21 protein-coding genes and 1 pseudogene are annotated in these 21,782 nt (G+C 68.0%); 18 read left to right on the plus strand and 4 right to left on the minus strand.

Annotated features, from left to right (window positions below):
- From G3N62_RS23160 to G3N62_RS23215, 12 genes and pseudogenes are all read left to right on the plus strand, one after another.
- A pseudogene (locus tag G3N62_RS23160) lies at positions 1-413 on the plus strand (alpha/beta hydrolase); the annotation flags it as partial.
- A complete protein-coding gene (locus tag G3N62_RS23165; protein ID WP_069706375.1) occupies positions 410-1,267 on the plus strand; it encodes an IclR family transcriptional regulator in 858 nt (285 codons plus the stop codon). The pseudogene G3N62_RS23160 and the gene G3N62_RS23165, both read left to right, overlap by 4 nt.
- Positions 1,264-2,061, plus strand: a complete 798-nt coding sequence (locus tag G3N62_RS23170) for an SDR family oxidoreductase (protein ID WP_124671088.1) — start codon at positions 1,264-1,266, stop codon at positions 2,059-2,061. Before G3N62_RS23165 ends, G3N62_RS23170 begins: the two co-directional genes overlap by 4 nt.
- A complete protein-coding gene (locus G3N62_RS23175) occupies positions 2,054-3,721 on the plus strand; it encodes a thiamine pyrophosphate-binding protein (protein ID WP_124671089.1) in 1,668 nt (555 codons plus the stop codon). Before G3N62_RS23170 ends, G3N62_RS23175 begins: the two co-directional genes overlap by 8 nt.
- Positions 3,714-4,529 (plus strand): aspartate dehydrogenase, encoded by an 816-nt coding sequence (locus G3N62_RS23180; protein ID WP_124671090.1) that lies wholly within the window; start codon positions 3,714-3,716, stop codon positions 4,527-4,529. Before G3N62_RS23175 ends, G3N62_RS23180 begins: the two co-directional genes overlap by 8 nt.
- Before the next feature lie 72 nt (positions 4,530-4,601).
- A complete protein-coding gene (locus G3N62_RS23185) occupies positions 4,602-6,092 on the plus strand; it encodes an aldehyde dehydrogenase (RefSeq protein WP_034189891.1) in 1,491 nt (496 codons plus the stop codon).
- Between the two features lie 18 nt (positions 6,093-6,110).
- A complete protein-coding gene (locus G3N62_RS23190; protein ID WP_034189890.1) occupies positions 6,111-7,073 on the plus strand; it encodes a VOC family protein in 963 nt (320 codons plus the stop codon).
- Positions 7,070-8,314: an FAD-dependent oxidoreductase gene (locus tag G3N62_RS23195; protein WP_124671091.1), complete on the plus strand. Its 1,245-nt coding sequence runs from the start codon at positions 7,070-7,072 to the stop codon at positions 8,312-8,314. Before G3N62_RS23190 ends, G3N62_RS23195 begins: the two co-directional genes overlap by 4 nt.
- Positions 8,315-8,341: 27 nt before the next feature.
- A complete protein-coding gene (locus tag G3N62_RS23200; RefSeq protein WP_034189888.1) occupies positions 8,342-9,742 on the plus strand; it encodes an MFS transporter in 1,401 nt (466 codons plus the stop codon).
- A 173-nt stretch (positions 9,743-9,915) separates the two neighbouring features.
- Entirely contained in the window at positions 9,916-10,467 is a 552-nt protein-coding gene (locus tag G3N62_RS23205; protein WP_049032715.1) for a GNAT family N-acetyltransferase, read from the plus strand.
- Positions 10,468-10,542: 75 nt separating this feature from the next.
- Positions 10,543-10,956, plus strand: coding sequence for a PPC domain-containing DNA-binding protein (locus G3N62_RS23210; RefSeq protein WP_124671092.1), 414 nt, complete (start codon positions 10,543-10,545; stop codon positions 10,954-10,956).
- A 75-nt stretch (positions 10,957-11,031) separates the two neighbouring features.
- Complete coding sequence (locus G3N62_RS23215; protein ID WP_124671093.1) at positions 11,032-11,544, plus strand: DUF4274 domain-containing protein; 513 nt, start codon at positions 11,032-11,034, stop codon at positions 11,542-11,544.
- Positions 11,545-11,658: 114 nt separating this feature from the next.
- Here the strand turns inward: G3N62_RS23215 and acnB are convergent, their stop codons facing one another.
- A complete protein-coding gene (gene acnB / locus G3N62_RS23220; protein WP_034189884.1) occupies positions 11,659-14,244 on the minus strand; it encodes a bifunctional aconitate hydratase 2/2-methylisocitrate dehydratase in 2,586 nt (861 codons plus the stop codon).
- A 229-nt stretch (positions 14,245-14,473) separates the two neighbouring features.
- On the opposite strand from acnB, the gene G3N62_RS23225 reads away from it, so the two are divergent.
- A complete protein-coding gene (locus tag G3N62_RS23225; RefSeq protein WP_226253211.1) occupies positions 14,474-15,415 on the plus strand; it encodes a BPL-N domain-containing protein in 942 nt (313 codons plus the stop codon).
- 22 nt (positions 15,416-15,437) lie between these two features.
- Here the strand turns inward: G3N62_RS23225 and G3N62_RS23230 are convergent, their stop codons facing one another.
- From G3N62_RS23230 to G3N62_RS23240, 3 genes are all read right to left on the minus strand, one after another.
- The gene (locus tag G3N62_RS23230; protein WP_034189882.1) at positions 15,438-15,911 is read right to left on the minus strand and encodes a nuclear transport factor 2 family protein; all 474 of its coding nucleotides are present in this window, start codon (positions 15,909-15,911) and stop codon (positions 15,438-15,440) included.
- A 117-nt stretch (positions 15,912-16,028) separates the two neighbouring features.
- Positions 16,029-16,277, minus strand: a complete 249-nt coding sequence (locus tag G3N62_RS23235) for a hypothetical protein (protein WP_034189881.1) — start codon at positions 16,275-16,277, stop codon at positions 16,029-16,031.
- A 558-nt stretch (positions 16,278-16,835) separates the two neighbouring features.
- On the minus strand, positions 16,836-17,270 hold the full coding sequence (locus tag G3N62_RS23240) for a universal stress protein (protein ID WP_034189880.1): 435 nt from the start codon (positions 17,268-17,270) through the stop codon (positions 16,836-16,838).
- A gap of 368 nt (positions 17,271-17,638) precedes the next feature.
- On the opposite strand from G3N62_RS23240, the gene G3N62_RS23245 reads away from it, so the two are divergent.
- From G3N62_RS23245 to G3N62_RS23265, 5 genes are all read left to right on the plus strand, one after another.
- Complete coding sequence (locus G3N62_RS23245) at positions 17,639-19,123, plus strand: amidase (RefSeq protein WP_069245952.1); 1,485 nt, start codon at positions 17,639-17,641, stop codon at positions 19,121-19,123.
- A gap of 341 nt (positions 19,124-19,464) precedes the next feature.
- The gene (locus G3N62_RS23250) at positions 19,465-20,154 is read left to right on the plus strand and encodes a hypothetical protein (protein ID WP_049030883.1); all 690 of its coding nucleotides are present in this window, start codon (positions 19,465-19,467) and stop codon (positions 20,152-20,154) included.
- 145 nt (positions 20,155-20,299) lie between these two features.
- A complete protein-coding gene (locus G3N62_RS23255; RefSeq protein ID WP_124671094.1) occupies positions 20,300-21,133 on the plus strand; it encodes an arylamine N-acetyltransferase in 834 nt (277 codons plus the stop codon).
- Between the two features lie 114 nt (positions 21,134-21,247).
- A complete protein-coding gene (locus tag G3N62_RS23260) occupies positions 21,248-21,424 on the plus strand; it encodes a ribbon-helix-helix protein, CopG family (protein WP_034189876.1) in 177 nt (58 codons plus the stop codon).
- Between the two features lies 1 nt (position 21,425).
- Entirely contained in the window at positions 21,426-21,776 is a 351-nt protein-coding gene (locus G3N62_RS23265) for a glyoxalase/bleomycin resistance/dioxygenase family protein (protein WP_034189875.1), read from the plus strand.
- Positions 21,777-21,782: the final 6 nt, after the last annotated feature.

Here is a 21,782-nt window from a genome sequence, read left to right on the forward strand (position 1 = left end):
CGCGCCGCGACGCGCGGCTCGCGATGCTCGCGGCGCTCGGTCCGGCCGGGCTCGCCGAGCAGCGCAGCGGCAACATGCTGTCCGGTTTCGCGAACGAGGAAGCGAAGGCGTGGGTGCGCTGGAACATGGCGCGCATCGTGCCGGCCGGCTACGCGCAGGCCACGCATCTGCTCGCGAATGCCGATCTCGCGACCGATCTCGCCGGCTTTCGCGGCCGCACGGCCGTGGCCGTCGGCGCGCACGACGCGATCACGCCGCCCGCCGCGTGCGAGCGGATCGCCGCGGCCGCGCACGTCGCGCTGCAGGTGATTCCGCAAGCAGGCCACGCCGGCTACGTGGAAGCGCCGGCCGTTTATTCCGCCTTGATCGACGGTTTCTGCCGTCAATGCGACCCACAGCGGGGGCTGGCATGAGCGAACCGCTGCAACGACCGGCATCCGAACACGCGAAGGCCGACGCGAACTATGTGGTGCCGGGCCTCGAACGCGGGCTGCGGATTCTGGCCGAATTCTCGCCGCGCGAGCCGGTGCTCGGCGCGCCCGAACTGTCGAAGCGGCTCGGCATTCCGCGCACGACGGTGTTCCGTCTGCTGCAGACGCTCGAATCGCTCGGCTTTCTCGAGCGTGCGGACAAGGATCGCAACTACAAGCTCGGCATCGCCGTGTTGCGGCTCGGCTTCGAATACCTGAGCTCGCTGGAGCTGACCGATCTCGGCCTGCCGGTGATCGAAAGCCTGCGCGATGCGACCGGCTTCACGACGCACATCGTGATCCGCGACGGCCGCGACGTGGTGTTCGTCGCAAAGGCGCAGAGCCAGTCGCCGGTGTTCAGCTCGATTCGCGTGAACGTCGGCACGCGCCTGCCCGCGCATGCGACGACCCACGGCCATGTGCTGATGGGCGACCTGTCGCTGAAGGAGCTGCATGCGCTGTATCCGGACGGCGCGCTGACCCGGATGACGAGCGCGACGCCGGAAACGGTCGACGCGCTGTACGACGTGATCCGCGAGGATGCGCTGCGCGGCTACGGCGTCAGCAATTCGTCGTTCGAGCGCGGCATCTCGGTGGTCACGGCGCCGGTGCGCAACGAGACGCAGAAGATCGTCGCGTGCATCACGGTGACGGTGCCGCGTCCGGAGATCGACGCGGCGCTGATCGCGGACGGGCTGATCGACAAGGTGCAGCGCGCGGCGGCGGAATTGTCGCGGCGGCTCAATTACCGCTCGGATGACGAGCACACGTTTCTGAAGGCTTTAGGACTCCGATGATTCAGATCGATCTGACCGGGCAGGTCGCGGTGGTGACGGGCGGTTCGTCCGGCATCGGCCTCGCGACGGCCGAACGGTTCCTGCAAGCGGGCGCGTCGGTTGCAATCTGCGGCCGCGACGGCGACCGCCTGGCGCGTGCCGAAGCGATGCTCGGCGGGAAATACCCGGGCGCGCAACTGCTCGCCGCGCGCTGCAACGTGCTCGACGAAGCCGACGTGGCTGCATTCGCGCAGGCGGTATCGGCGCGCTTCGGCCGTGCCGACATGCTGGTCAACAACGCCGGCCAGGGTCGCGTGTCGACCTTCGCCGATACGACCGACGACGCATGGCGCGAAGAACTCGAGCTGAAGTACTTCAGCATCATCCGCCCGACGCGCGCGTTCCTGCCGCTGCTGCGCGACGCGCAGGCGCCGACGATCACGTGCGTGAACTCGCTGCTCGCGCTGCAGCCGGAGCCGCACATGGTCGCGACGTCGTCGGCGCGCGCGGGCGTGCTGAGCCTCGTGAAGTCGCTCGCGACCGAACTGGCGCCGCAGCGCATCCGCGTGAATTCGATCCTGATCGGCATCGTCGAGTCGGGGCAGTGGCGCCGTCGCTACGACACGCAGGCGCAGCCCGGCGAAAGCTGGGAAGACTGGACGGGCGCGCTCGCCCGCAAGAAGAACATTCCGCTGAACCGCTTCGGCAAGCCTGACGAGGCCGCCTGGGCACTCTTTTATCTCGCAACGCATCTGTCGTCGTACACGACGGGCAGCCATATCGACGTTTCTGGAGGCTTTGCACGCCATGTCTAAAAAAACCACGGTTGGCGAGCTGATTGCCGCCTTTCTCGAGCAGTGCGGCGTGAAAACCGCATTCGGTGTCATCTCGATCCACAACATGCCGATCCTCGACGCGATCAACTCGCGCGGCAACATCCGCTATGTCGGCGCGCGCGGCGAAGCGGGCGCATTGAACATGGCCGACGGGCTGGCCCGCGTGTCGGGCGGCCTCGGCGTCGCGTTCACGAGCACCGGCACCGCGGCCGGCAATGCGGCCGGCGCGATGGTCGAGGCGCTGACGGCCGGCACCGCGCTGCTGCACGTGACGGGACAGATCGAGACGCCTTACCTCGACCAGGATCTGGCGTACATCCACGAAGCGCCCGACCAGTTGTCGATGCTCGACTCGATCTCGAAGGCCGCGTTTCGCGTGCGCACCGTCGAAACCGTGCTGCCGACGATCCGCGAAGCCGTGCGCATCGCGCAAACGGCGCCGACGGGCCCCGTGTCGGTCGAGATTCCGATCGACATCCAGGCAGCCGAAATCGAATGGCCGGAAGACCTCGCACCGGCGCACGTTACGGTGCGCGAGCATGACACCGCGCGCGTCGCGAAGCTCGCCGACGCACTCGCGGCGAAGCGCCGCCCGCTGCTGTGGCTCGGCGGCGGTGCGCGCCACGCACGTGAGGAAGTCGAACGCCTCGTGAAGCTCGGCTTCGGCGTCGTGACGAGCGTGCAGGGCCGCGGCGTGCTGCCCGAGGATCATCCGGCGACGCTCGGCGCGTTCAACGTGCACGCGTCCGTCGAGGCGTTCTACAAGACCTGCGACGCGCTCGTCGTCGTCGGCTCGCGCCTGCGCGGCAACGAGACGCTGAAGTACAAGCTCGCGCTGCCGCAGCCGCTGTTCCGCGTCGACGCCGATGCGCTCGCCGACAACCGCGGCTACCGCAACGAACTGTTCGTGCACGGCGATTCGAAGCGCGTGCTGGCCGAACTGGCCGATCGCCTCGAAGGCCGCCTGTCGGTCGATCCGCAATTCGCGGCCGATCTCGCGGCGGCCCGCGAACAGGCGGTGGCCGACGTGTCGAAGGGCCTCGGGCCGTACAAGAAGCTCGTCGACACGCTGCAGGGCGCGGTCGGCCGCGACTACAACTGGGTGCGCGACGTGACGATCTCGAACAGCACGTGGGGCAACCGCCTGCTGAAGATCTTCGAGCCGCGCTCGGGCGTGCATGCGCTCGGCGGCGGCATCGGCCAGGGCATCCAGATGGGTATCGGCGCGGCGCTCGCGGGCGCCGCGGCGAAGACGGTCTGCCTCGTCGGCGACGGCGGCCTGATGGTCAACGTCGGCGAACTCGTGACGGCCGTGCAGGAAAACGCGAACGTGATGATCGTGCTGATGAACGACCAGTGCTACGGCGTGATCCGCAACATCCAGGACGCGCACTACGGCGGCCGCCGCTGCTTCGTGCAGTTGCACCAGCCCGATTTCGCGCAGTTCTGCGCGAGCTTCGGCCTCACGCACTACCGGATCACGTCGCTCGACGACGCCGAGGCGATCGTGCGCGAAGGGCTGGCGAAGGACGGGCCGGTGATGGTCGAAGTCGACATGCTGTCGGTCGGCACGTTCGCGTCGCAGTTCGCGGGCCCGCCGGTGAAGAAGGAAGCGCCGACGGAGCGCCAGTATGCGTAACGCGCACGCACCCGTCGACGTCGCGATGATCGGCTTCGGCGCGATCGGCGCGGCCGTGTACCGCGCGGTCGAGCACGATGCGTCGCTGCGCGTCGCGCACGTGATCGTGCCGGAACACCAGCGCGCGGAGGTACAGCGCGTGCTCGGCGGTGCGGTGGAGGTCGTGTCGTCGGTCGACGCACTGGCCCGCCGCCCCGAGTTCGCGCTCGAATGCGCGGGCCACGGCGCACTCGTCGATCACGTCGTGCCGCTGCTGAAGGCCGGCACCGACTGCGCGGTCGCCTCGATCGGCGCGCTGTCCGATCTCGCGCTGCTCGACCTGCTGTCGCGGGCGGCCGACGAAGGCGGCACGACGGTGACGCTGCTGTCGGGCGCGATCGGCGGCATCGACGCGCTGGCGTCCGCGAAGCAGGGCGGCCTCGACGAAGTGCTGTACGTCGGCCGCAAGCCGCCGCTCGGCTGGCTCGGTACGCCGGCCGAGGCCTTGTGCGACCTGCGTGCGATGACCGGGGAAAAGGTGATCTTCGAAGGCACTGCGCGCGACGCCGCGCGGCTGTATCCGAAGAACGCGAACGTCGCGGCAACCGTGGCGCTCGCGGGCCTCGGCCTCGACGCGACGCACGTGCGGCTGATCGCCGATCCGGCGGTCGAGCGCAACGTGCACCGCATCACCGCGCGCGGCGCGTTCGGCGAGATGTCGCTCGAAATGAGCGGCAAGCCGCTGCCCGACAACCCGAAGACGTCCGCGCTGACGGCGTACAGCGCGATCCGCGCGCTGCGCAACCGCGCGGCCCGCTGCGTGATCTGACCGGGCCTTCGACCGTCCGCCCGCGCCACGGCGAGGGCGGACGCGCAGACACAGAATTGTGGGACTTGTGACATGACTCCTTTCGATACCAGCCTCGTACCCGACGGCACCATCCTGGTGGGCGGCGAGTGGCGGCGCGGCCGTGGCGCGCCCTACGCGAGCATTTATCCGGCCGACCAGTCGCTGAACATGGAAGTGTCGACGGCGAACGCGGAAGACGCGGCCGAAGCCGTCGAGGCCGCCGACGCCGCCTGGCGTCGCGCCGATTGGGCCGGGCTGAAGCCGCACCAGCGCGCGCAGGTGCTGTACCGCATTGCCGACCTGATCATGCAGCGCCACGAGGCGCTCGCGAATCTGCAGCGCCGCGACAACGGCAAGCCGATCGGCGAGACGCGCGTGCTGGTGGCGAGTGCGGCGAACACGTTCCGCTATTTCGCGGCGTGCCTCGAGACGCTCGACGAGGAACTGACGCCGTCGCGCGGCGATTACCTGACGATGAGCGTGTACGAGCCGATCGGCGTGATCGCGGCCATCACGCCGTGGAATTCGCCGATCGCGTCCGATGCGCAGAAGCTCGCGCCGGCGCTCGCCGGCGGCAACGCGGTCGTGCTCAAGCCGGCCGAAGTCACGCCGCTCGTGTCGCTCGCGCTGGCGCGCATCTGCGAGGAAGCCGGCGTGCCGAAGGGCGTGTTGAGCGTGCTGCCGGGCAAGGGCTCGGTGATCGGAGACGTGCTCGTGCGCCATCCGCTGGTGAAGAAGGTGTCGTTCACGGGCGGCACCGAAGTGGGCCGCGGCATCGCGCGCCTCGCGGCCGAGAAGCTGATGCCGGTGTCGCTCGAACTCGGCGGCAAGTCGCCGACGATCGTCTGCGACGACGCCGATCTCGATCACGCGGTCAACGGCGTGCTGTACGGCATCTTCAGCTCGTCGGGCGAAGCGTGCATCGCCGGTTCGCGGCTGTTCGTGCAGCGCGCGGTGGCCGACGAATTCATGAAGCGCCTGGTGGCCGGCGCCCGCAAGCTGCGCGTGGGCGACCCGACGCGGCCCGACACGCAGATGGGGCCGCTGATCACCGCGAAGCATCGCGAATCGGTGGAGCGCTACGTCGCGCTCGGTCTCGAGGAAGGCGGCCGCCTGCTGTGCGGCGGCGAGCGGCCGTCGGGCGACGGGCGCGAGAACGGCTTCTTCTATCAGCCGACGATTCTCGAAGGCTTGCCGAACAGTGCACGCATCTGCCAGGAAGAAATCTTCGGGCCCGTGCTCGTCGCGATGCCGTTCGACGACGAAGCGTCGCTGATCGCGCAGGCGAACGACAGCGTGTTCGGCCTCGCGGCCGGCATCTGGACGCGCGACTACAAGCGCGCCTGGCGCATCGCGCGCGCGCTCGAAACGGGCACCGTATGGATCAACACGTACAAGCTGTTTTCGATTTCCACGCCGTTCTCGGGCTGGAAGGAGAGCGGAATGGGGCGCGAGAAAGGGCGTCTCGGCATCCGCGAGTACATGCAGCAGAAGAGCCTCTACTGGGGCTTGAACGACGCGCCGCTGCCGTGGGCGAACTGAGCGAAGGGGAATGACGCAATGAGCATTTTGGGAATCGAGCAGATCACATACGGCGTCGACGATCTCGCGACCTGCCGGCGCTTTTTCGCCGACTGGGGGCTGAAGGAAATCGCGTACGACGACACGCGTGCGCGTTTCGAGACGCTGAACGGCTGCACCGTGCTGGCCGTCAAGGCCGACGATCCGGCGCTGCCGCCGGCATTCGAGGCGGGTCCGACGCTGCGGGAAGTCACGTGGGGCGTCGCGACGCAGGGCGAACTCGACGCGCTGCGCACGACACTCGCCGGCCAGCCCGGCTATTACGCGCAGGACGATGCGGTCGGCTGTATCGACCCGAACGGCATGGCGATCCGCATCGAAGTCACGCGCAAGCGCGCCCTCGACATCACGGGCTCGCCGTCGAACGTGTGGGGCCGGACGCTGCGCGTCGACCAGCCGAGCCCGATCTACGCACGCGCGGAGCCGGTCGAGGTCGGGCATGTCGTGTTCTTCACGAACTGCCTCGACGCGCAGGAAAAGTTCTATCACGAACTGCTCGGCTTCGAGACGTCGGACCGCTACCCGGGCCGCGGCGCGTTCATGCGTTGCGCGCCGCACGGCGGCCACCACGACCTGTTCCTGCTCGCGCTGCCGACGGGCAAGCGTGGCCTGAACCACGTCGCGTTCACCGTGCGCGACATCCATGAAGTGTTCGGCGGCGGCATGCATATCGACCGCTGCGGCTGGGAAACGCAACTCGGTCCGGGGCGGCACCCCGTGTCGTCCGCGTACTTCTGGTACTTCCAGAATCCCGCCGGCGGTCTGATCGAGTACTACGCGGACGAAGACATGCTGACGCCCGAATGGCAGCCGCGCGAATTCGAGCCGGGCCCGACCGTGTTCGCCGAATGGGCCGTCGACGGCGGCCTCGACGGCAACACGCGCCGGCAGAAGCACGCGCAGGCGCCGGAAGGCAAGTTCATGACGGAGCGCAAATCATGACCGAAGCGAATACGTCCGCGCAGCCCGCGCCGGGCACGGTCGTCGTGATCGGCGGCGGCCAGGCCGCCGGCTGGGTGCTGAAGACGCTGCGCGCGCAAGGCTACGCGGGCCGTCTCGTGATGATCGCCGACGAGCCGCACCTGCCGTACGAGCGTCCGCCGCTGTCCAAGGCCGTGCTGGCCGGCGACGTCGACATCGAGACCGTGCGCGTCGTGCGTCCCGACGAATTCGACGCGTTGAACGTCGAGGCGTGGCAGCCGGAACGCGCGGCCTCGATCGACCGTGCGCGGCGCGTGGTGACGACCGCGAGCGGGCGCGAGATCGAATACGACCGGCTCGTGATCGCGACCGGCGGCACGTCGCGCCGCCTGCCCGATTCGATCGTCAGGACGCCGAATCTGCATTACCTGCGCACGCTCGACGAAGCGGCCGCGCTCGGCGAGAAGCTGCGTGCGAGCCGGCGCGTGCTCGTGATCGGCGGCGGCTGGATCGGCCTCGAAGTCGCGGCGACCGCGCGCAAGCTCGGCGTCGACGCGGTCGTGGTCGAAGGCGCGCCGCGGCTGTGCGGCCGCTCGGTGCCGCAGATCGTGTCGGATTTCCTGCTCGACCTGCATCGCTCGAACGGGGTCGACGTGCGCACGGGCGCGGCGCTCGCGTCGCTCGACCCGCAGCCGGACGACGCATCGAAGGTACGCGCAACGCTCGCCGACGGCACGACGATCGACGCCGATTTCGCGGTGGCCGGCATCGGCCTCGCGCTGAACGCGTCGCTCGCGAGCGATGCGGGGCTGGCGGTCGACGACGGCATCGTCGTCGACGAATTCGGCGCGACCAGCGACCCGGCGATTTTCGCGTGCGGCGACGTCGCGAACCATCACAACGGCTGGCTGAAGCGGCGCGTGCGGCTCGAATCGTGGGCCAATGCGCAGAACCAGGCGATCGCGGCGGCGAAGGCCGTGCTCGGCGTGCGCGCGCCGTATGCGGAGATTCCGTGGTTCTGGTCCGATCAGTACGACGTGAACCTGCAGATTCTCGGCGATCTGCCGGCCGATGCGCAGCTCGTCGTGCGCGGCGAGCTCGCCGCGCGCCGTGCGACGCTGTTTTTCGTGGGCGATGGGCAGGTGAGAGGTGTCATCGCCGTGAACAACGCACGTGAGCTGAAGCTCGCGCGCAAGTGGATGAACCAGGGCCGGGCCGTGGATACGGAAGCCCTGGCAGACACAACCCAAGCGCTTGCCTGACCGGCGAAAGACCAGGAGATCCCCCGCATGAGCACTTTCGACAACGTCGTGGCCGGTCGCGCCACGATGGAAGCTGCCGCCTCCACGCCCGGCGCGATCATCGCGCGGCTCGAGCGGCTTCCGGCCAACGCGATGCAGATCCGCGCGCGCGTGCTGATCGGCACCGCGACATTCTTCGACGGCTTCGACGTGATCACGATCGCGGCGACGCTGCCGTTGCTGATTCACAAATGGGGACTGTCGCCGACGCAGATCGGCATGCTGATCGCGTCCGGCGCGATCGGCCAGCTGATCGGCGCGTTCCTGTTTCCCGCGCTCGCGGAAAAACACGGTCGCGTGAAGGCGATCGCGTGGAGCTCGGCCGTGATCGGCATCACCAGCATCGCGTGCGGCTTCGCGCCGACCTTCGAGGTGTTCGTGCTGCTGCGGATCCTGCAGGGGCTCGGGCTCGGCGGCGAGCTGCCGGTCGCCGCGACGTACATCAACGAGATCACGCGCGCCCATGGCCGCGGCCGTTTCGTGCTGCTGTACGAGATCGTGTTCCCGATCGGGCTGCTCGTGTCGATGGCGCTCGGTGCGTGGCTCGTGCCGCGCTTCGGCTGGGAAATCATGTACTTCGTCGGCGGGTTGCCGCTGATCCTGGCGCTCGTGCTGACGCGCCTCGTGCCGGAATCGCCGCGCTGGCTCGCGTCGCGCGGACGGCTCGCGGAAGCCGGGCGCGCGACGAGCGCGTTCGAAGCGTCGGTGCGCGGCGATCTGCCGCCCGTCACGCAGACGGCCGCGTTCGACGAGATGGTGCGCCAGCATCCGAAGCGCAGGATGAGCGACCTGTTCCGCGCCGCGTATCGCAAGCGCACGCTCGCGGTGGCGACGTTGTGGGCGACCTGCGGGTTCATCCAGTACGGGCTGTCGACGTGGCTGCCGACGATCTACAAGAACTTCTATCACGCACCGCTGCAGCTCGCGCTGAATCTCGCGGTGATCGGCTCGGTGATGGGCGTGCTCGGCTCGCTGGCCTCCGCGCTGCTGGTCGACAAGCTCGGCCGCAAGCCGGTGATCGTGTGGTCGTTCGTGCTGTGCGCGCTGTCGCTGGCGCTCGCGGGTGTCTATCACGCGTCGTCGGTGTACGTCGTCGCGATCTTCTGCTCGCTGTCGCTCGGGTTGATGGCGTCGGGGTTCATCACCGCGTACGTCTACACGCCGGAGCAATATCCGACGAGCATCCGCGCGTCGGGCTGCGGGCTCGGCAGCGCATGGCTGAAGATCGCGTCGTTCGTCGCGCCGATGGTCGTGCCGCACGCGATCATCGGCGGGAACCTCGCGCCCGCGTTCTACCTGATCGGCATCGTGCCGCTGATCGCGGCAGTGACCGTGCATTTCGTCGGGATCGAGACGAAGGGGAAGGTGCTGGAGGCGCTGGAGGCGTGAGCGCATGCCGCGATGGCGGATGAAGTGAACGGAAGGGCCCGGGTGAGGTTTCCCGGGCCTTCTTGTTTCGGGGCGACCCGGTCGTGTCGCGTAGTTGGCCGCTCGGGTGCGCAATTGTTGACGGACGGCTGGCGTGTTCTAATTCACGGTCGCCATTTCGTCAGACCATTGCCATGCCCCTGTTCGAACCCGTCACGCTGGATACCTCCCGCCTCGTCCTGAGGCCGCCTCGCGAAGCCGACGCGCAGGCGTTCTTCGAGATCTGGTCGGATGCCGAAGCGATGCGCTATTTCTCGTTCTCGCCGATGACGCGGATCGAGCAGGCCGCGGAGCGCGTCGCGCGCAACCTGACGACGTCCGCGAGCGGGCAGGACCTGATCTGCGTGCTCGAACTGCGCGAAACCGGCGAGGCGCTCGGCGAATGCGTGCTGTTCCATGCGCACGAGCAATGCCGGCGCGCCGAGATCGGTTTCAGCCTGCGGCCCAGGTTCTGGCGCGGCGGATACATGCGCGAAGCGGCGACGGCCGTGATCGAGCATGCGTTCGGCGTGCTGAAGCTGAACCGGATCGAGGCCGATATCGATCCGCGCAACGTCGCGTCGGCGCGGCTGCTCGAAAGCCTCGGCTTCGCGCGGGAAGGGTTGCTGCGCGAACGCTGGATCGTCGGCGACGAAGTGTCGGACAGCGCGTTGTACGGGTTGCTGGCGAGCGATCGGCGCGGGTGAGCCGGTGTGACTTGCCGGATTCGCGAGGCGAACGTACGCTTTGTCGATACCACGGTCCACCATTGGGTCTCGTCCATGCAAGCCCATCCCCTGCGTCTGTCTCCCGGCGACGATCTGCGCGGTGCCATCGAGACGGCATTACGCCAGCACGAATCGCACGCCGCCTTCGTCATCCAGGGCATCGGCAGCCTGAGCGTCGCGCAACTGCGCTTCGCCGGTGTCGACGCGCCGACCGAACTGCGCGGCGACCTCGAAATCCTGACGCTGGCCGGCTCGGTGTCGCCGGACGGCGCGCACCTGCACATGTCCGTTTCGGATGCGCACGGCCGCGTGTCCGGCGGCCATGTGTCGGGCGGCTGCGTGGTGCGCACGACGGCCGAGATCCTGCTCGTGCTGCTGCCCGCGCACCGTTTCTCGCGCGAGCTCGACGCGGGCACCGGCTTCAACGAGCTGGTCATCCGGCGAGAGCAGGGTGGCGGCGCCGCATGAGTGTCGCGCCGCGGCGCTGGCATGGCCGATCATTCGAGCCCTTCTCGTTACCGCTCATTCCGCAAGATACGATTCATGGACGACTCCGACATCGAACAGAAGGCGTGGAACCTCGTCCGGGCCTGGCTCGAAGGCGCGACGCCCGAGCAGTGGCACCGGTTCGCCGCACGCTCCAATTACGACGGCAACGGCGGCGCGTTGCGCTGGCTGCTGGACAACCGCAACGTCGATCGCGCGACCGCGTTGCTGATCTACTGGAATCTCGGCGCTGCGTGGTTCGTGCAGTACGCGAACGAAAGCGATCTGGGCCCCGCGTCGTATCAACGCGATACGTTCCGGCTGCTTCGCGAAATCGAGCAACGGTACGCCGACGGCTATTACGCCGATCACGGAATCTGGTTCGATCCGCACGACTTCGATGGCGCGGGGCCGAACGATTATCCGGACGTCCCGGTCGCGCGGCCCGTGCCGGCGCTGATGCTGCAGCCGACCGACGGCCGCGAGTACGTCGATCTCGAAGAAGCGGACGGGTATGACGAGGGTTTGCCGTTCGACGTGGTCGAGCAGTTGCACGCGCTGTACGACTGACCGGGCATTCGCGCCCGGTCGCCGGCGCACAAAAAAAGGCGCCGCAGCCATTCGGCCCGCGGCGCCTTTCGGTGCGCTGCGGCGTCGACCACCCGCCGCAGCCCGACTGCGTGCTTAGATCTGCACGGTGTCGGCCACTTCCTTGAAGTCTTCGATCTGGTCGAAGTTCATGTACTTGTAGATCTTGTCGCCGTTCGCGCTGAGCACGCCCATGTCGGCCATGTACTCTTCCTTGGTCGGGATCTTGCCCAGACGCGAGCAGATCGCCGCCAGTTCCGCCGAGCCGAGATACACGTTCGTGTTCTTGCCGAGACGGTTCGGGAAGTTGCGGGTCGACGTCGACATGACCGTCGCGCCTTCGCGCACCTGAGCCTGGTTACCCATGCACAGCGAGCAGCCCGGCATTTCGGTGCGTGCGCCGGCCGTGCCGAACACGCCATAGTGGCCTTCTTCCGTCAGCTGCTTCTGGTCCATCTTGGTCGGCGGCGCGACCCACAGCTTGACCGGGATGTCGCGCTTGCCTTCCAGCAGCTTCGACGCGGCACGGAAGTGACCGATGTTGGTCATGCACGAGCCGATGAACACTTCGTCGATCTTCGCACCGGCGACGTCGGACAGCGTCTTCACGTCGTCCGGGTCGTTCGGGCAGGCGACGATCGGCTCGTGGATGTCGGCGAGGTCGATCTCGATGACGGCCGCGTACTCGGCGTCGGCATCCGGCGCGAGCAGTTGCGGGTCGGCCAGCCACTGTTCCATCGCCGCGATACGGCGCTGCAGGCTGCGCGGATCCTGGTAGCCCTGCGCGATCATCCACTTGAGCAGCGTGATGTTGCTGTTCAGGTACTCGATGATCGGTTCCTTGTTCAGGTGCACCGTGCAACCGGCGGCCGAACGCTCGGCGGACGCATCCGACAGCTCGAACGCTTGCTCGACCTTCAGGTCGGGCAGGCCTTCGATTTCGAGGATGCGGCCCGAGAAGATGTTCTTCTTGCCTTGCTTGGCGACCGTCAGCATGCCTTGCTTGATCGCATACAGCGGGATCGCGTTGACGAGGTCACGCAGCGTGACGCCCGGCTGCATCTTGCCCTTGAAGCGGACCAGCACCGATTCCGGCATGTCCAGCGGCATCGTGCCGGTGGCGGCCGCGAACGCGACGAGGCCCGAGCCCGCCGGGAAGCTGATGCCGATCGGGAAGCGCGTGTGCGAATCGCCGCCGGTGCCGACGGTGTCGGGCAGCAGCATGCGGTTCAGCCACGAGTGGATCACGCCGTCGCCCGGGCGCAGCGCGATACCGCCACGCGTGCTGATGAAGTTCGGCAGCGTCTGGTGCGTCTTCACGTCGACCGGCTTCGGATACGCGGCGGTGTGGCAGAACGACTGCATCACGAGGTCGGCCGAGAAGCCGAGGCAGGCGAGATCCTTCAGTTCGTCGCGGGTCATCGGGCCCGTGGTGTCCTGCGAGCCGACCGAGGTCATCTTCGGTTCGCAGTACGTGCCCGGACGCACGCCCTGGCCTTCCGGCAGACCGCATGCGCGGCCGACCATCTTCTGCGCGAGCGAGAAGCCCTTGCCGCTGTCGGCCGGCTGGTGCGGCAGGCGGAACAGCGTCGACGGCGCGAGGCCGAGCGCTTCACGCGCCTTCGCGGTCAGGCCGCGGCCGATGATCAGCGGAATGCGGCCGCCGGCGCGCACTTCGTCGAACAGCACGTCGGACTTGACCTGGAATTCGGCGATCACTTTGCCATCTTTCAGCGCCTTGCCTTCGTACGGGCGCAGTTCGACCACGTCGCCCATTTCCATCTGCGACACGTCGAGCTCGATCGGCAGCGCGCCGGCATCTTCCATCGTGTTGTAGAAGATCGGGGCGATCTTGCCGCCGAGGCACACGCCGCCGAAGCGCTTGTTCGGGACGAACGGGATGTCTTCGCCGGTGAACCACAGCACCGAGTTGGTGGCCGACTTGCGCGAGGAGCCGGTGCCGACCACGTCGCCCACGTACGCGACCAGGTGACCCTTTTCCTTCAGCGATTCGATGAACTTGACCGGGCCGCGCTTGCCGTCTTCTTCCGGCGTGATGCCCGGGCGCGCGTTCTTCAGCATTGCCAGCGCGTGCATCGGGATGTCCGGGCGGGTGGTGGCGTCCGGCGCCGGCGACAGGTCGTCGGTGTTGGTCTCGCCCGTCACCTTGAAGACGGTGATGGTCAGGCTTTGCGGCACTTCCGGACGGCTCGTGAACCATTCGGCGTCGGCCCAGCTCTGCAGCACGGCCTTCGCGTGCGCGTTGCCCTTGTCGGCGAGTTCCTTCACGTCATGGAACTGGTCGAACATCAGCAGGGTTTTCTTCAGCGCGTCGGCCGCGACGGCCGCGACCGCGTCGTCGGACAGCAGCTCGATCAGCGGCTGGATGTTGTAGCCGCCCAGCATCGTGCCGAGCAGTTCGGTGGCGCGTGCGCGCGAGATCAGCGGGCAGGCGGTTTCGCCCTTGGCCACGGCGGCCAGGAAGCCGGCCTTCACGCGGGCGGCTTCGTCGACGCCGGCAGGCACGCGATGGGTGATCAGGTCGACCAGCGTCTGCTCTTCGCCGGCCGGCGGGTTCGTCAGCAATTCGACCAGTTCGGCGGTCTGCTGAGCCGTCAGCGGGAGGGGAGGAATACCGAGCGCGGCGCGGGCGGCCACGTGAGCACGAAAGTTTTCAAGCATGGGGAGACCTGCTGATATTGCGTTTGAGGGGAAGGCCTTGCCGGCACTCCGGGGCGATTCCAGGCACTGCTTTGAGCGGGATTCTAATCTCAATGGTCTGGAACGTCAAATGTCTTATGTCTTATATAAGAGTTGATGTGCGAAGGGCCGGGCATCGGGGCTGCATGGCCGAGCTGGCCTTGTCTGGCGTGGCCCGGTGGGCGGCCGGCGAGCCCGGATCAGGTTGCCGGTGCCGCACATTTCTGCACAAGTACGCGGGAAACGGCACACACGCGGCGCGTTCGCGCGGCTACGCTTCCTGTCGCGCAGCTTGCGATCGGGGTGTGACAGCGCGAGGCGGAAATTGGCGCGTGCCCGCCGATTCGTCCCCGGCGGCGGCTATTCTCTTACTCCGGTGTTCAGGACCATGCGATCCAGAGACTCGATTTTCCTGGCGATGTCGCTCGTCGCGTCGTCGGTCGTTCATGCGGCGGCGACCGGCGACGAAACGCGTCGCGAGGCGAGCCGGCCCGTCGCGCTCGTCTATCGCGGCCCCGCCGCGTGCGATGGCTGCCCCGAGGCGATCGCCAGCCGCCTGCGGGAATCGGACGACAAGTTCAAGGTGATCTACGTCGGCCCGGCGGAAAAACTCAAGATCACGCCCGCCGCGCTGGCCGGTGCGGCGTTGTATGTGCAGCCCGGCGGGGGGCAGGACATTTCCGGCGCGGCGGCCAGCATCGGGAAAAATGCAATCAGGGCCGTGCGGCGTTACGTGTCGAACGGCGGGCGTTACCTGGGGCTCTGCATGGGCGCGTACCTGGCGGGCGAACACGGTTTCCGGCTGGTCGACGGCGAGATCGATTCCGAGGTCGGCCGGCCGGGCTCGGCGCTTCACGGCATCGCCGACACGGTCACGCCGGTCGTCTGGCGCGGCAAAAGGCGCTGGATCTACTATCAGGACGGCGCGATGCTCCCGGCCGTGCCGGCCGGCTCGGGCGGTGTCGTGCTGGCGACGTATCCGAACCGCGATATCGCCGCCGCGACGTACCGCTACGGCAGAGGGCGCGTCGGGCTCGCCGGCCCGCATCCCGAGGCCGATGAAAGCTGGTATCGCCGGTACGGCCTCAGGAACCCGGACGGCGTGTTGCCGGACATGGCCGATGACCTGATTCGCGCGACGATGGCGCCGTAGCGGCGCGGTTGCGGGGCGTGACTTATTTCCGCTTCGCCCGGTACGCGTCGAGATTTTTCCGCGCCTGCGCGCGGATGGCGCGTTGCATGAACGGCGTCCAGCCGAGCAGCGCGCCTTTCAGCCCGAGCGCCTGACGCGCCCAGCGCCACAGGTCGAAACTGTCGCGATGCTCGACGATGCGTCCGTCGCGAAACCGGAACCGCGCGTCGATCCGGTTGCCCACCATCCGGCCGGTCGCGGCGAACCGGTAGTGCGCGATCCACGCGGCACGCCCGGCCTGTTCGTCCGCCGCCACGTCGCCGAACGTCAACGAGAATTCCTGCGCCCGCGCGACCAGCATGCGCCACATGTCGCGGGCGAGGTCGCCGCGCAGTTCGCCGAACGCGGGATCGCTGAAGATGACGTCGTCGGCATAGCAGGCGAGCATCGCGTCGATGTCGCGCTGCTGGAAGGCCGTGTAGAAGCGCTGGATCAGTTCGGTGTTCGGATGACTCATCGTGGGGCGTGGCGGAGGGGCGGACCATGACGTCCGTCGAAGCGTCGATAAGGAAAATGGCGCCGAGCGGCGTGAGCGGGCGGTTTCGCCCGCGGCCGGCATGTTACAGGATGCGCGTCAACGATTCGCCATCGTGACGTCCCGCTCGTCTCGCCCGGTCACCAGGCAACCGGACATGTAGGCCTCGCTCTGGCTGCCGGCGGCGGCCTCGCCGAAGCCGCGGCCGAGCGCGTCGGCCTTCACCTGCGCGGCGCCCTGCTCGCACGCGAGCGGGCTGGCGTCGCGGCCCTGTGCATGCAGGATCGCGCGATCGCCGATCAGATAGGCCAGCAGCGCGAATACGGCGATATGTACGGTTCGTCTCATGATTCGTCTCCTCGTCGCTGCAGCGTAACGCGGATACGTCTGACGAAGCACTTGGGGCTTCCCCCGGTAAACATCTGCTGAAAACGGCGGCGGGGGCGGTGTGATCCCGCCCTGTCTAACGTCGCCGCGCCGGCGCGCGGGTGATTCGCGCGAGTTTGACGAATGTCAGGGTGCGGACGGGCGGCGGCGGTTGCGCGGCCGCTCGAGGCGATAGCATGAACACATGATTTGACGGAATGCGATGGCGGATCAATGCCCCGGTTCCGGCAAGCAGGTGCATGTCGAATATCGCTGTCGAAATAGTGAGGAATCCAAATGCTTAACGTCTCTTCCGTCCTGCTCAGTCTCGCCCCGATGTGGGCCATCCTGCTGCTGGCGTCGTCCGCCGCCGCCTATTTCGTGTTCTGGCGCAAGGTCATCGACTGAACGCCGCTCGATGACAGGACGTGCGCGACGCACCGTGCGCGCACGTCCTCGCCGCGCGTTCGACGGCCGACGGCGCAAGCCCGCGGCCCGTCACGCGACCGGCGGCAAGGGCATCCCCGCGCCCGATGCCGGTCATTGCACGGCCGTCACCGGCACATTCGAAATCCGCACCAGCCGGCCCATCACGCTGCGGCGAAACACCGACATCAGCGCATGCAGCGGATCGTGCCGCGGCGCGACCACCACGATCTCGTCGCATCCGGTCTCGGCTGCCGCGGTTGCGATCGTGTCGGCCACCGGGCCGACCTTCATCACGACGGTGTATTTGACGCCGGCTTCCCGCAGGATCCGCTCCGCCGTCGCCAGATCGTCGGACGCGAACTTCTCCTCGATCGAGCGCAGCCGCGACAGCGGGTAATAGGCCTCGAGCCGCGTCGATTCGAGCGGCGCCTGCACGTTGATCAGCACGATCTCCGACGCGCACCGTTCGCGATACAGGAATGTCGCATGGCGAACCGCCTGCAGCGAGCGGGGCGAGTGACCGACCGGAACCAGCAGCTTGAGCATGAACGATGTCCAGGAAACGAGATGCTTCCAGCGTAGCGTGCGGCCGCGGCGGGCGATCTAAAGAGATCGGGCGGCCGCGTAAAAATGTCGTTAACGCGCGTCGTCGTGTGACGCGCCTAATTAGAAATATAAGAAATTTAAGTTTATGCGCATAAACGATTTCACTGGCCGGGACCGTGTGCATGGCCCGACGCGCCACGCGCCGATTTAGTCGGATCCGCAATGAATCGCGACGGAAAATATCGGAGGTCGCCGATCCGGCGTCGCGTAGAGTAGAGCATCAGCCGCGGCGGCGGCCCCTTCCGGCCGGCCGGGAGCGACCGCCGCCTCGCGGCCCGCCATTCCATTGCGATTCCAGGAGACCCCGCATGCCGCACGGCGCCCCGCAGCTTCTCGCTCCCGCTTCCATTTCCGTCGATCCGATCGTGCGCCTGTCGGCCGGCGAGCTCGCCGCGGCGATCCGCAGCAAGGCGGTATCGTGCGTCGAGACGATGCGCGCGTATCTCGATCACGTCGAGCGAGTGAACGGTGCGGTCAACGCGATCGTCGCGCTGCGCGAGCGCGATGCGTTGCTGGCCGAAGCCGCGGAAAAGGATGCCGCACTGGCGCGCGGCGAGTACCACGGCTGGATGCACGGGATGCCGCAGGCACCGAAGGATCTGGCGATGACGAAGGGGCTGCGGACGACCTACGGTTCGCCGATCTTCCGCGAGAACGTGCCGCAGGCCGATTCCGTCGGCGTCGCGCGGATGCGCGCGGCCGGCGCGATCTTCATCGGCAAGACCAACACGCCGGAGTTCGGGCTCGGCTCGCACACGTTCAACGAGGTCTATGGCGCCACGCGCAACCCGTACGACCTGACGAAGAGCGCGGGCGGCAGCAGCGGCGGCACGGCGGCGGCGCTCGCGGCGCGGATGCTGCCGGTCGCGGACGGCAGCGATTTCGGCGGTTCGCTGCGCAACCCGGCCGCGTTCTGCAACATCTACGGCTTGCGTCCGTCGCAGGGTCGCGTGCCGCGCTGGCCGGGCGTCGACGTATTCATCCAGCAGCTCGGCATCGAAGGGCCGATGGGCCGCACCGTCGGCGACGTCGCGCAGTTGCTTGCGATCCAGGCCGGCTACGACGCGAACGATCCGCTGTCGCTCGCGGAAGATCCGGCCGTGTTCGCGCGGCCGCTCGACGCCGACCTGCGGGGCAAGCGCATCGCGTGGGTCGGCGACTGGAACGGTTATCTCGCGACCGAGGCCGGCGTGCTTGCGCAGTGCGAGCAGGGGCTCGCGGTGCTGCGCGAGATCGGCTGCGACGTCGACGCCGCGTTGCCGGCGTTCGCCCCCGACCGCATCTGGCGCTTGTGGCTCGCGCACCGGCATCTGCTGTCTGGCGGCGGGCTGCTCGCGCACTATCGCGACCCGGCGCGCCGCGCGCTGCTGAAGCCGGAGGCGATCTACGAAGTCGAGGGGCTGCTCGCGATGCAGGGCGCGGCGGTGTTCGACGCGAGCGTCGAGCGCACCGCGTGGCATCAGGCCGTGCTGAGCTTCTTCGAGCGCTACGATTTCATCGCGGCGCCGACCGCGCAGGTCTTCCCGTTCGACGTCGACCAGCGCTGGCCGAAGGAGATCGCCGGCCGTGCGATGGACACCTATCACCGCTGGATGGAGACGGTCGTGCCGTGGACGCTGGCCGGCTGCCCGGTGATCAACGTGCCGGTCGGCTTCAACGACGCGGGGCTGCCGATGGGCATGCAACTGATCGGGCGCCCGCGTGCCGATCTCGCGGTGCTGCAACTCGCGCGCGGTTACGAGCAGGCGGCCGACTGGGTGGGCCGGCGGCTGCCGGCGTGGATGGTCGCGTAATGGCGCGGCCGGCCGACGGCCGGTATCAGGGTGATGAAACGGGCGGCGGCGAGCCGCCCGTTTTGTTCCGACCGCCGAACGCGACGCCCGGCGGCGATGCGTGTTGCCCTGCTGCATGCAAGGCTTGACTCCGCCCGCATTGACGCAACGGAAGAACGAATGCCGGTGCGCGCGTGAGATCGAACGGCAAACGTGGACGAATCCGAGCAACGACGTCCACCGGTCGCGGAATGGCAAGCGGCTACGCACCGCGATTTCGTTTCGATGTGTTTCAGTCGTTGCGGTACGGCGCGACGCGCTTCGACAATATCGCCTCGACCATTCGGGCACGAGGGAAACACATGAAGCACATTCGCGCGACCGGCCGGTACCTGGCCTCGGCAGGCATCGCGTTCGGCATCCTGGCGAGCGGTGCCGCGCACGCACAACTCGACCTGCAATCGCTCGGCGCATCGCTGCTCGGCGGCGGCCAGCAGCAGGCGGCCCCCGCGCAGGGCGGCGGTGTCGCGCAGTTGCTGCAAGCCTATGTCGGCGCGAACCAGCAGGTCCTGACCGGCCAGTCGTCGCTCGCGTCGGCGATGGGGCTGACCGGTGCGGCCGGGCAGGCGCAGCAGGCCGCGAGCCAGCTGTCCGGCGGCAATGCGCTGACGCCGGCCGCGCTGTCGCAGATGGGCGGCGCGCAGCAATCGGTGTCGCAGGCGCTTGGCCAGGCGTTCGCGAGCGGCGGCGCGACGCACGGCCCGATCGACAAGCAGGCGTTCAGCAACGGCCTCGCGTCGCTCGGGCAGGGGCTCACGCAGTATTCGCAACTGCAGTCGGGGCTCGGCAATCTCGGTTCGACGAGCGCGGCGTCGCTGCTGCAGTCGGGCCTGAACCCGCAGAACATGCAGGCCGCGTCGTATATCGCGCAAAGCGCGCCGGGCCAGTTGCAGTCGCTCGCGGCGACGCTCAGCCAGGCCGTGCAGTTCGCGACGAGCCAGGGCATTTCGGTGCCGTCGGTCGCATCGTCCGCGCTGAAGCTGCTGCCGTAACGTCGTGCGGTTGCGGTTGCGGTTGCGGGTTCGGGTGCGGGCGTGGACGCATCGGCATCGGGTGCGGCGATGAACGATCGCCCCGCCCAACATGGGGATGTCGCACGATGCTATCGTGGCGTGTCCCTGTTATCGGTGCCGGTTCATGACTGATTCGTTCGACCTCTCGCGCTATTTTTCCCGCATCGGCTACGACGGCCCGGCCGAGCCGACGCTCGACGTGCTGCGCCGGCTGCATCTGCTGCATCCGCAGGCGATCCCGTTCGAAAACCTCAACCCGCTGACCGGCGCGCGGGTCGCGCTCGACCTGCCGTCGATCGTCGACAAGGTGATCGAACGCCGCCGCGGCGGCTACTGCTTCGAACTCAACAAGCTGTTCTACACCGCGCTCGCGACGATCGGTTTTCGCGTGACGCCGCTGATCGCGCGCGTACGCTGGATGCGGCCGCCGGAGGTGCCTGCCGCGCACACGCACATGCTGCTGCGCATCGACCTCGACGGCGCGGCGTGGCTCGCGGACATCGGTTTCGGCAGCGCGACGCTGACGGCGCCGCTGCGTTTCGTGCCCGACGAGCGGCAACCGACGCCGCACGGCGCGTTTCGTATCGTCGCCGCGCCGGTCGACGGTGAATTCGACGTGCAGCTCGAGACGCCGGACGGCTGGCAGACCACGTACCGCTTCCTGCCGAAGCCGGTCGAATGGATCGATTACGACGCCGCCAACTGGTTCACGTCGACCTATCCCGACTCCATCTTCCTGCATGACCTGATCGCGTGCCGCGTGCTGCCGGAAGGCCGGGCCGCGCTGCGTAACACCACGCTGACGCTGCGCGACGCAGCGGGCGCGGGGCGCGCCGTCACGTTCGACAACGCGGCGGAGTGGAGCGCGTGCCTGCGCGACACCATCGGCGTCAATACCGACGGATTCGATCTCGACGCGCTGTTTGCGCGGCTCGCGGCGCGTGCCGCCGCGCAATAACGCGAACGCACGATCGTCGCAGGGCGGCCCGTGCGCGGGCCGCTTCCGGCTTTCATCGTCGATCCCGCCGCTTGCGCGATTGACATTTGCTAGATTGCTAGCATACTAGTATCCATGACCGACGAAGAAGTGAAGCAGTTCAACGTGTACCTGCCGCTCGGCCTGATCCGGCAGGTGAAGCATCGCGCCATCGAAACGGAGCAATCGCTGTCCGCGCTGGTGGCCGACGCATTGCGTGCGTATCTCGCCGCGCCGCCGCCCGGCGCGGAACCGTCCATCAAGGAGCCGTGACATGTCATCCGAGCGAATCGAAGCCGTGTACCTGACGACGCACAACTGGGGCAAGTCGGCGAAGTTCTTCCAGGCGCTGGGCTTCAGGCTGGAATTCGAAACCGATCACCAGTCGGGCCAGCTGCGCAGCGGCGACGGTCCGTTCCTGTTCATCGCCGAAGTGCCGCCGAGCGAGACGCCGGACATGCAGGTCGTGCTCAAGGTGCCCGACGAGCAGTCGGTGCGGCCGCAACCGATCGTCGACGTCGTCACGCCGTTCGAGGACACGCATTGGGGCACGCGCGACATGACCGTGCGCGACCCCGACGGCCGCGTGTGGCGCCTGCAGGCGCCGGGCAAGCAGGGTGCGTGAGGCCGG

The sequence above is a fragment of the Burkholderia sp. Tr-20355 genome (genome assembly GCF_017104685.1).
Lineage (GTDB): Bacteria > Pseudomonadota > Gammaproteobacteria > Burkholderiales > Burkholderiaceae > Burkholderia > Burkholderia seminalis.

What these genes read in the sequence shown, in the direction of transcription:
- G3N62_RS23230 (WP_034189882.1), bottom strand. Translation starts at nt 15,911, where the DNA reads ATGAGTCATCCGAACACCGAACTGATCCAGCGCTTCTACACGGCCTTC.
- G3N62_RS23245 (WP_069245952.1), top strand. Translation starts at nt 17,639, where the DNA reads ATGCCGCACGGCGCCCCGCAGCTTCTCGCTCCCGCTTCCATTTCCGTC.
- G3N62_RS23165 (WP_069706375.1), top strand. Translation starts at nt 410, where the DNA reads ATGAGCGAACCGCTGCAACGACCGGCATCCGAACACGCGAAGGCCGAC.
- G3N62_RS23210 (WP_124671092.1), top strand. Translation starts at nt 10,543, where the DNA reads ATGCAAGCCCATCCCCTGCGTCTGTCTCCCGGCGACGATCTGCGCGGT.
- G3N62_RS23215 (WP_124671093.1), top strand. Translation starts at nt 11,032, where the DNA reads ATGGACGACTCCGACATCGAACAGAAGGCGTGGAACCTCGTCCGGGCC.
- G3N62_RS23235 (WP_034189881.1), bottom strand. Translation starts at nt 16,277, where the DNA reads ATGAGACGAACCGTACATATCGCCGTATTCGCGCTGCTGGCCTATCTG.
- G3N62_RS23260 (WP_034189876.1), top strand. Translation starts at nt 21,248, where the DNA reads ATGACCGACGAAGAAGTGAAGCAGTTCAACGTGTACCTGCCGCTCGGC.
- G3N62_RS23200 (WP_034189888.1), top strand. Translation starts at nt 8,342, where the DNA reads ATGAGCACTTTCGACAACGTCGTGGCCGGTCGCGCCACGATGGAAGCT.
- G3N62_RS23205 (WP_049032715.1), top strand. Translation starts at nt 9,916, where the DNA reads ATGCCCCTGTTCGAACCCGTCACGCTGGATACCTCCCGCCTCGTCCTG.
- G3N62_RS23170 (WP_124671088.1), top strand. Translation starts at nt 1,264, where the DNA reads ATGATTCAGATCGATCTGACCGGGCAGGTCGCGGTGGTGACGGGCGGT.
- G3N62_RS23195 (WP_124671091.1), top strand. Translation starts at nt 7,070, where the DNA reads ATGACCGAAGCGAATACGTCCGCGCAGCCCGCGCCGGGCACGGTCGTC.
- G3N62_RS23180 (WP_124671090.1), top strand. Translation starts at nt 3,714, where the DNA reads ATGCGTAACGCGCACGCACCCGTCGACGTCGCGATGATCGGCTTCGGC.
- G3N62_RS23185 (WP_034189891.1), top strand. Translation starts at nt 4,602, where the DNA reads ATGACTCCTTTCGATACCAGCCTCGTACCCGACGGCACCATCCTGGTG.
- G3N62_RS23255 (WP_124671094.1), top strand. Translation starts at nt 20,300, where the DNA reads ATGACTGATTCGTTCGACCTCTCGCGCTATTTTTCCCGCATCGGCTAC.
- G3N62_RS23175 (WP_124671089.1), top strand. Translation starts at nt 2,054, where the DNA reads ATGTCTAAAAAAACCACGGTTGGCGAGCTGATTGCCGCCTTTCTCGAG.
- G3N62_RS23240 (WP_034189880.1), bottom strand. Translation starts at nt 17,270, where the DNA reads ATGCTCAAGCTGCTGGTTCCGGTCGGTCACTCGCCCCGCTCGCTGCAG.
- G3N62_RS23250 (WP_049030883.1), top strand. Translation starts at nt 19,465, where the DNA reads ATGAAGCACATTCGCGCGACCGGCCGGTACCTGGCCTCGGCAGGCATC.
- G3N62_RS23190 (WP_034189890.1), top strand. Translation starts at nt 6,111, where the DNA reads ATGAGCATTTTGGGAATCGAGCAGATCACATACGGCGTCGACGATCTC.
- G3N62_RS23265 (WP_034189875.1), top strand. Translation starts at nt 21,426, where the DNA reads ATGTCATCCGAGCGAATCGAAGCCGTGTACCTGACGACGCACAACTGG.
- acnB (WP_034189884.1), bottom strand. Translation starts at nt 14,244, where the DNA reads ATGCTTGAAAACTTTCGTGCTCACGTGGCCGCCCGCGCCGCGCTCGGT.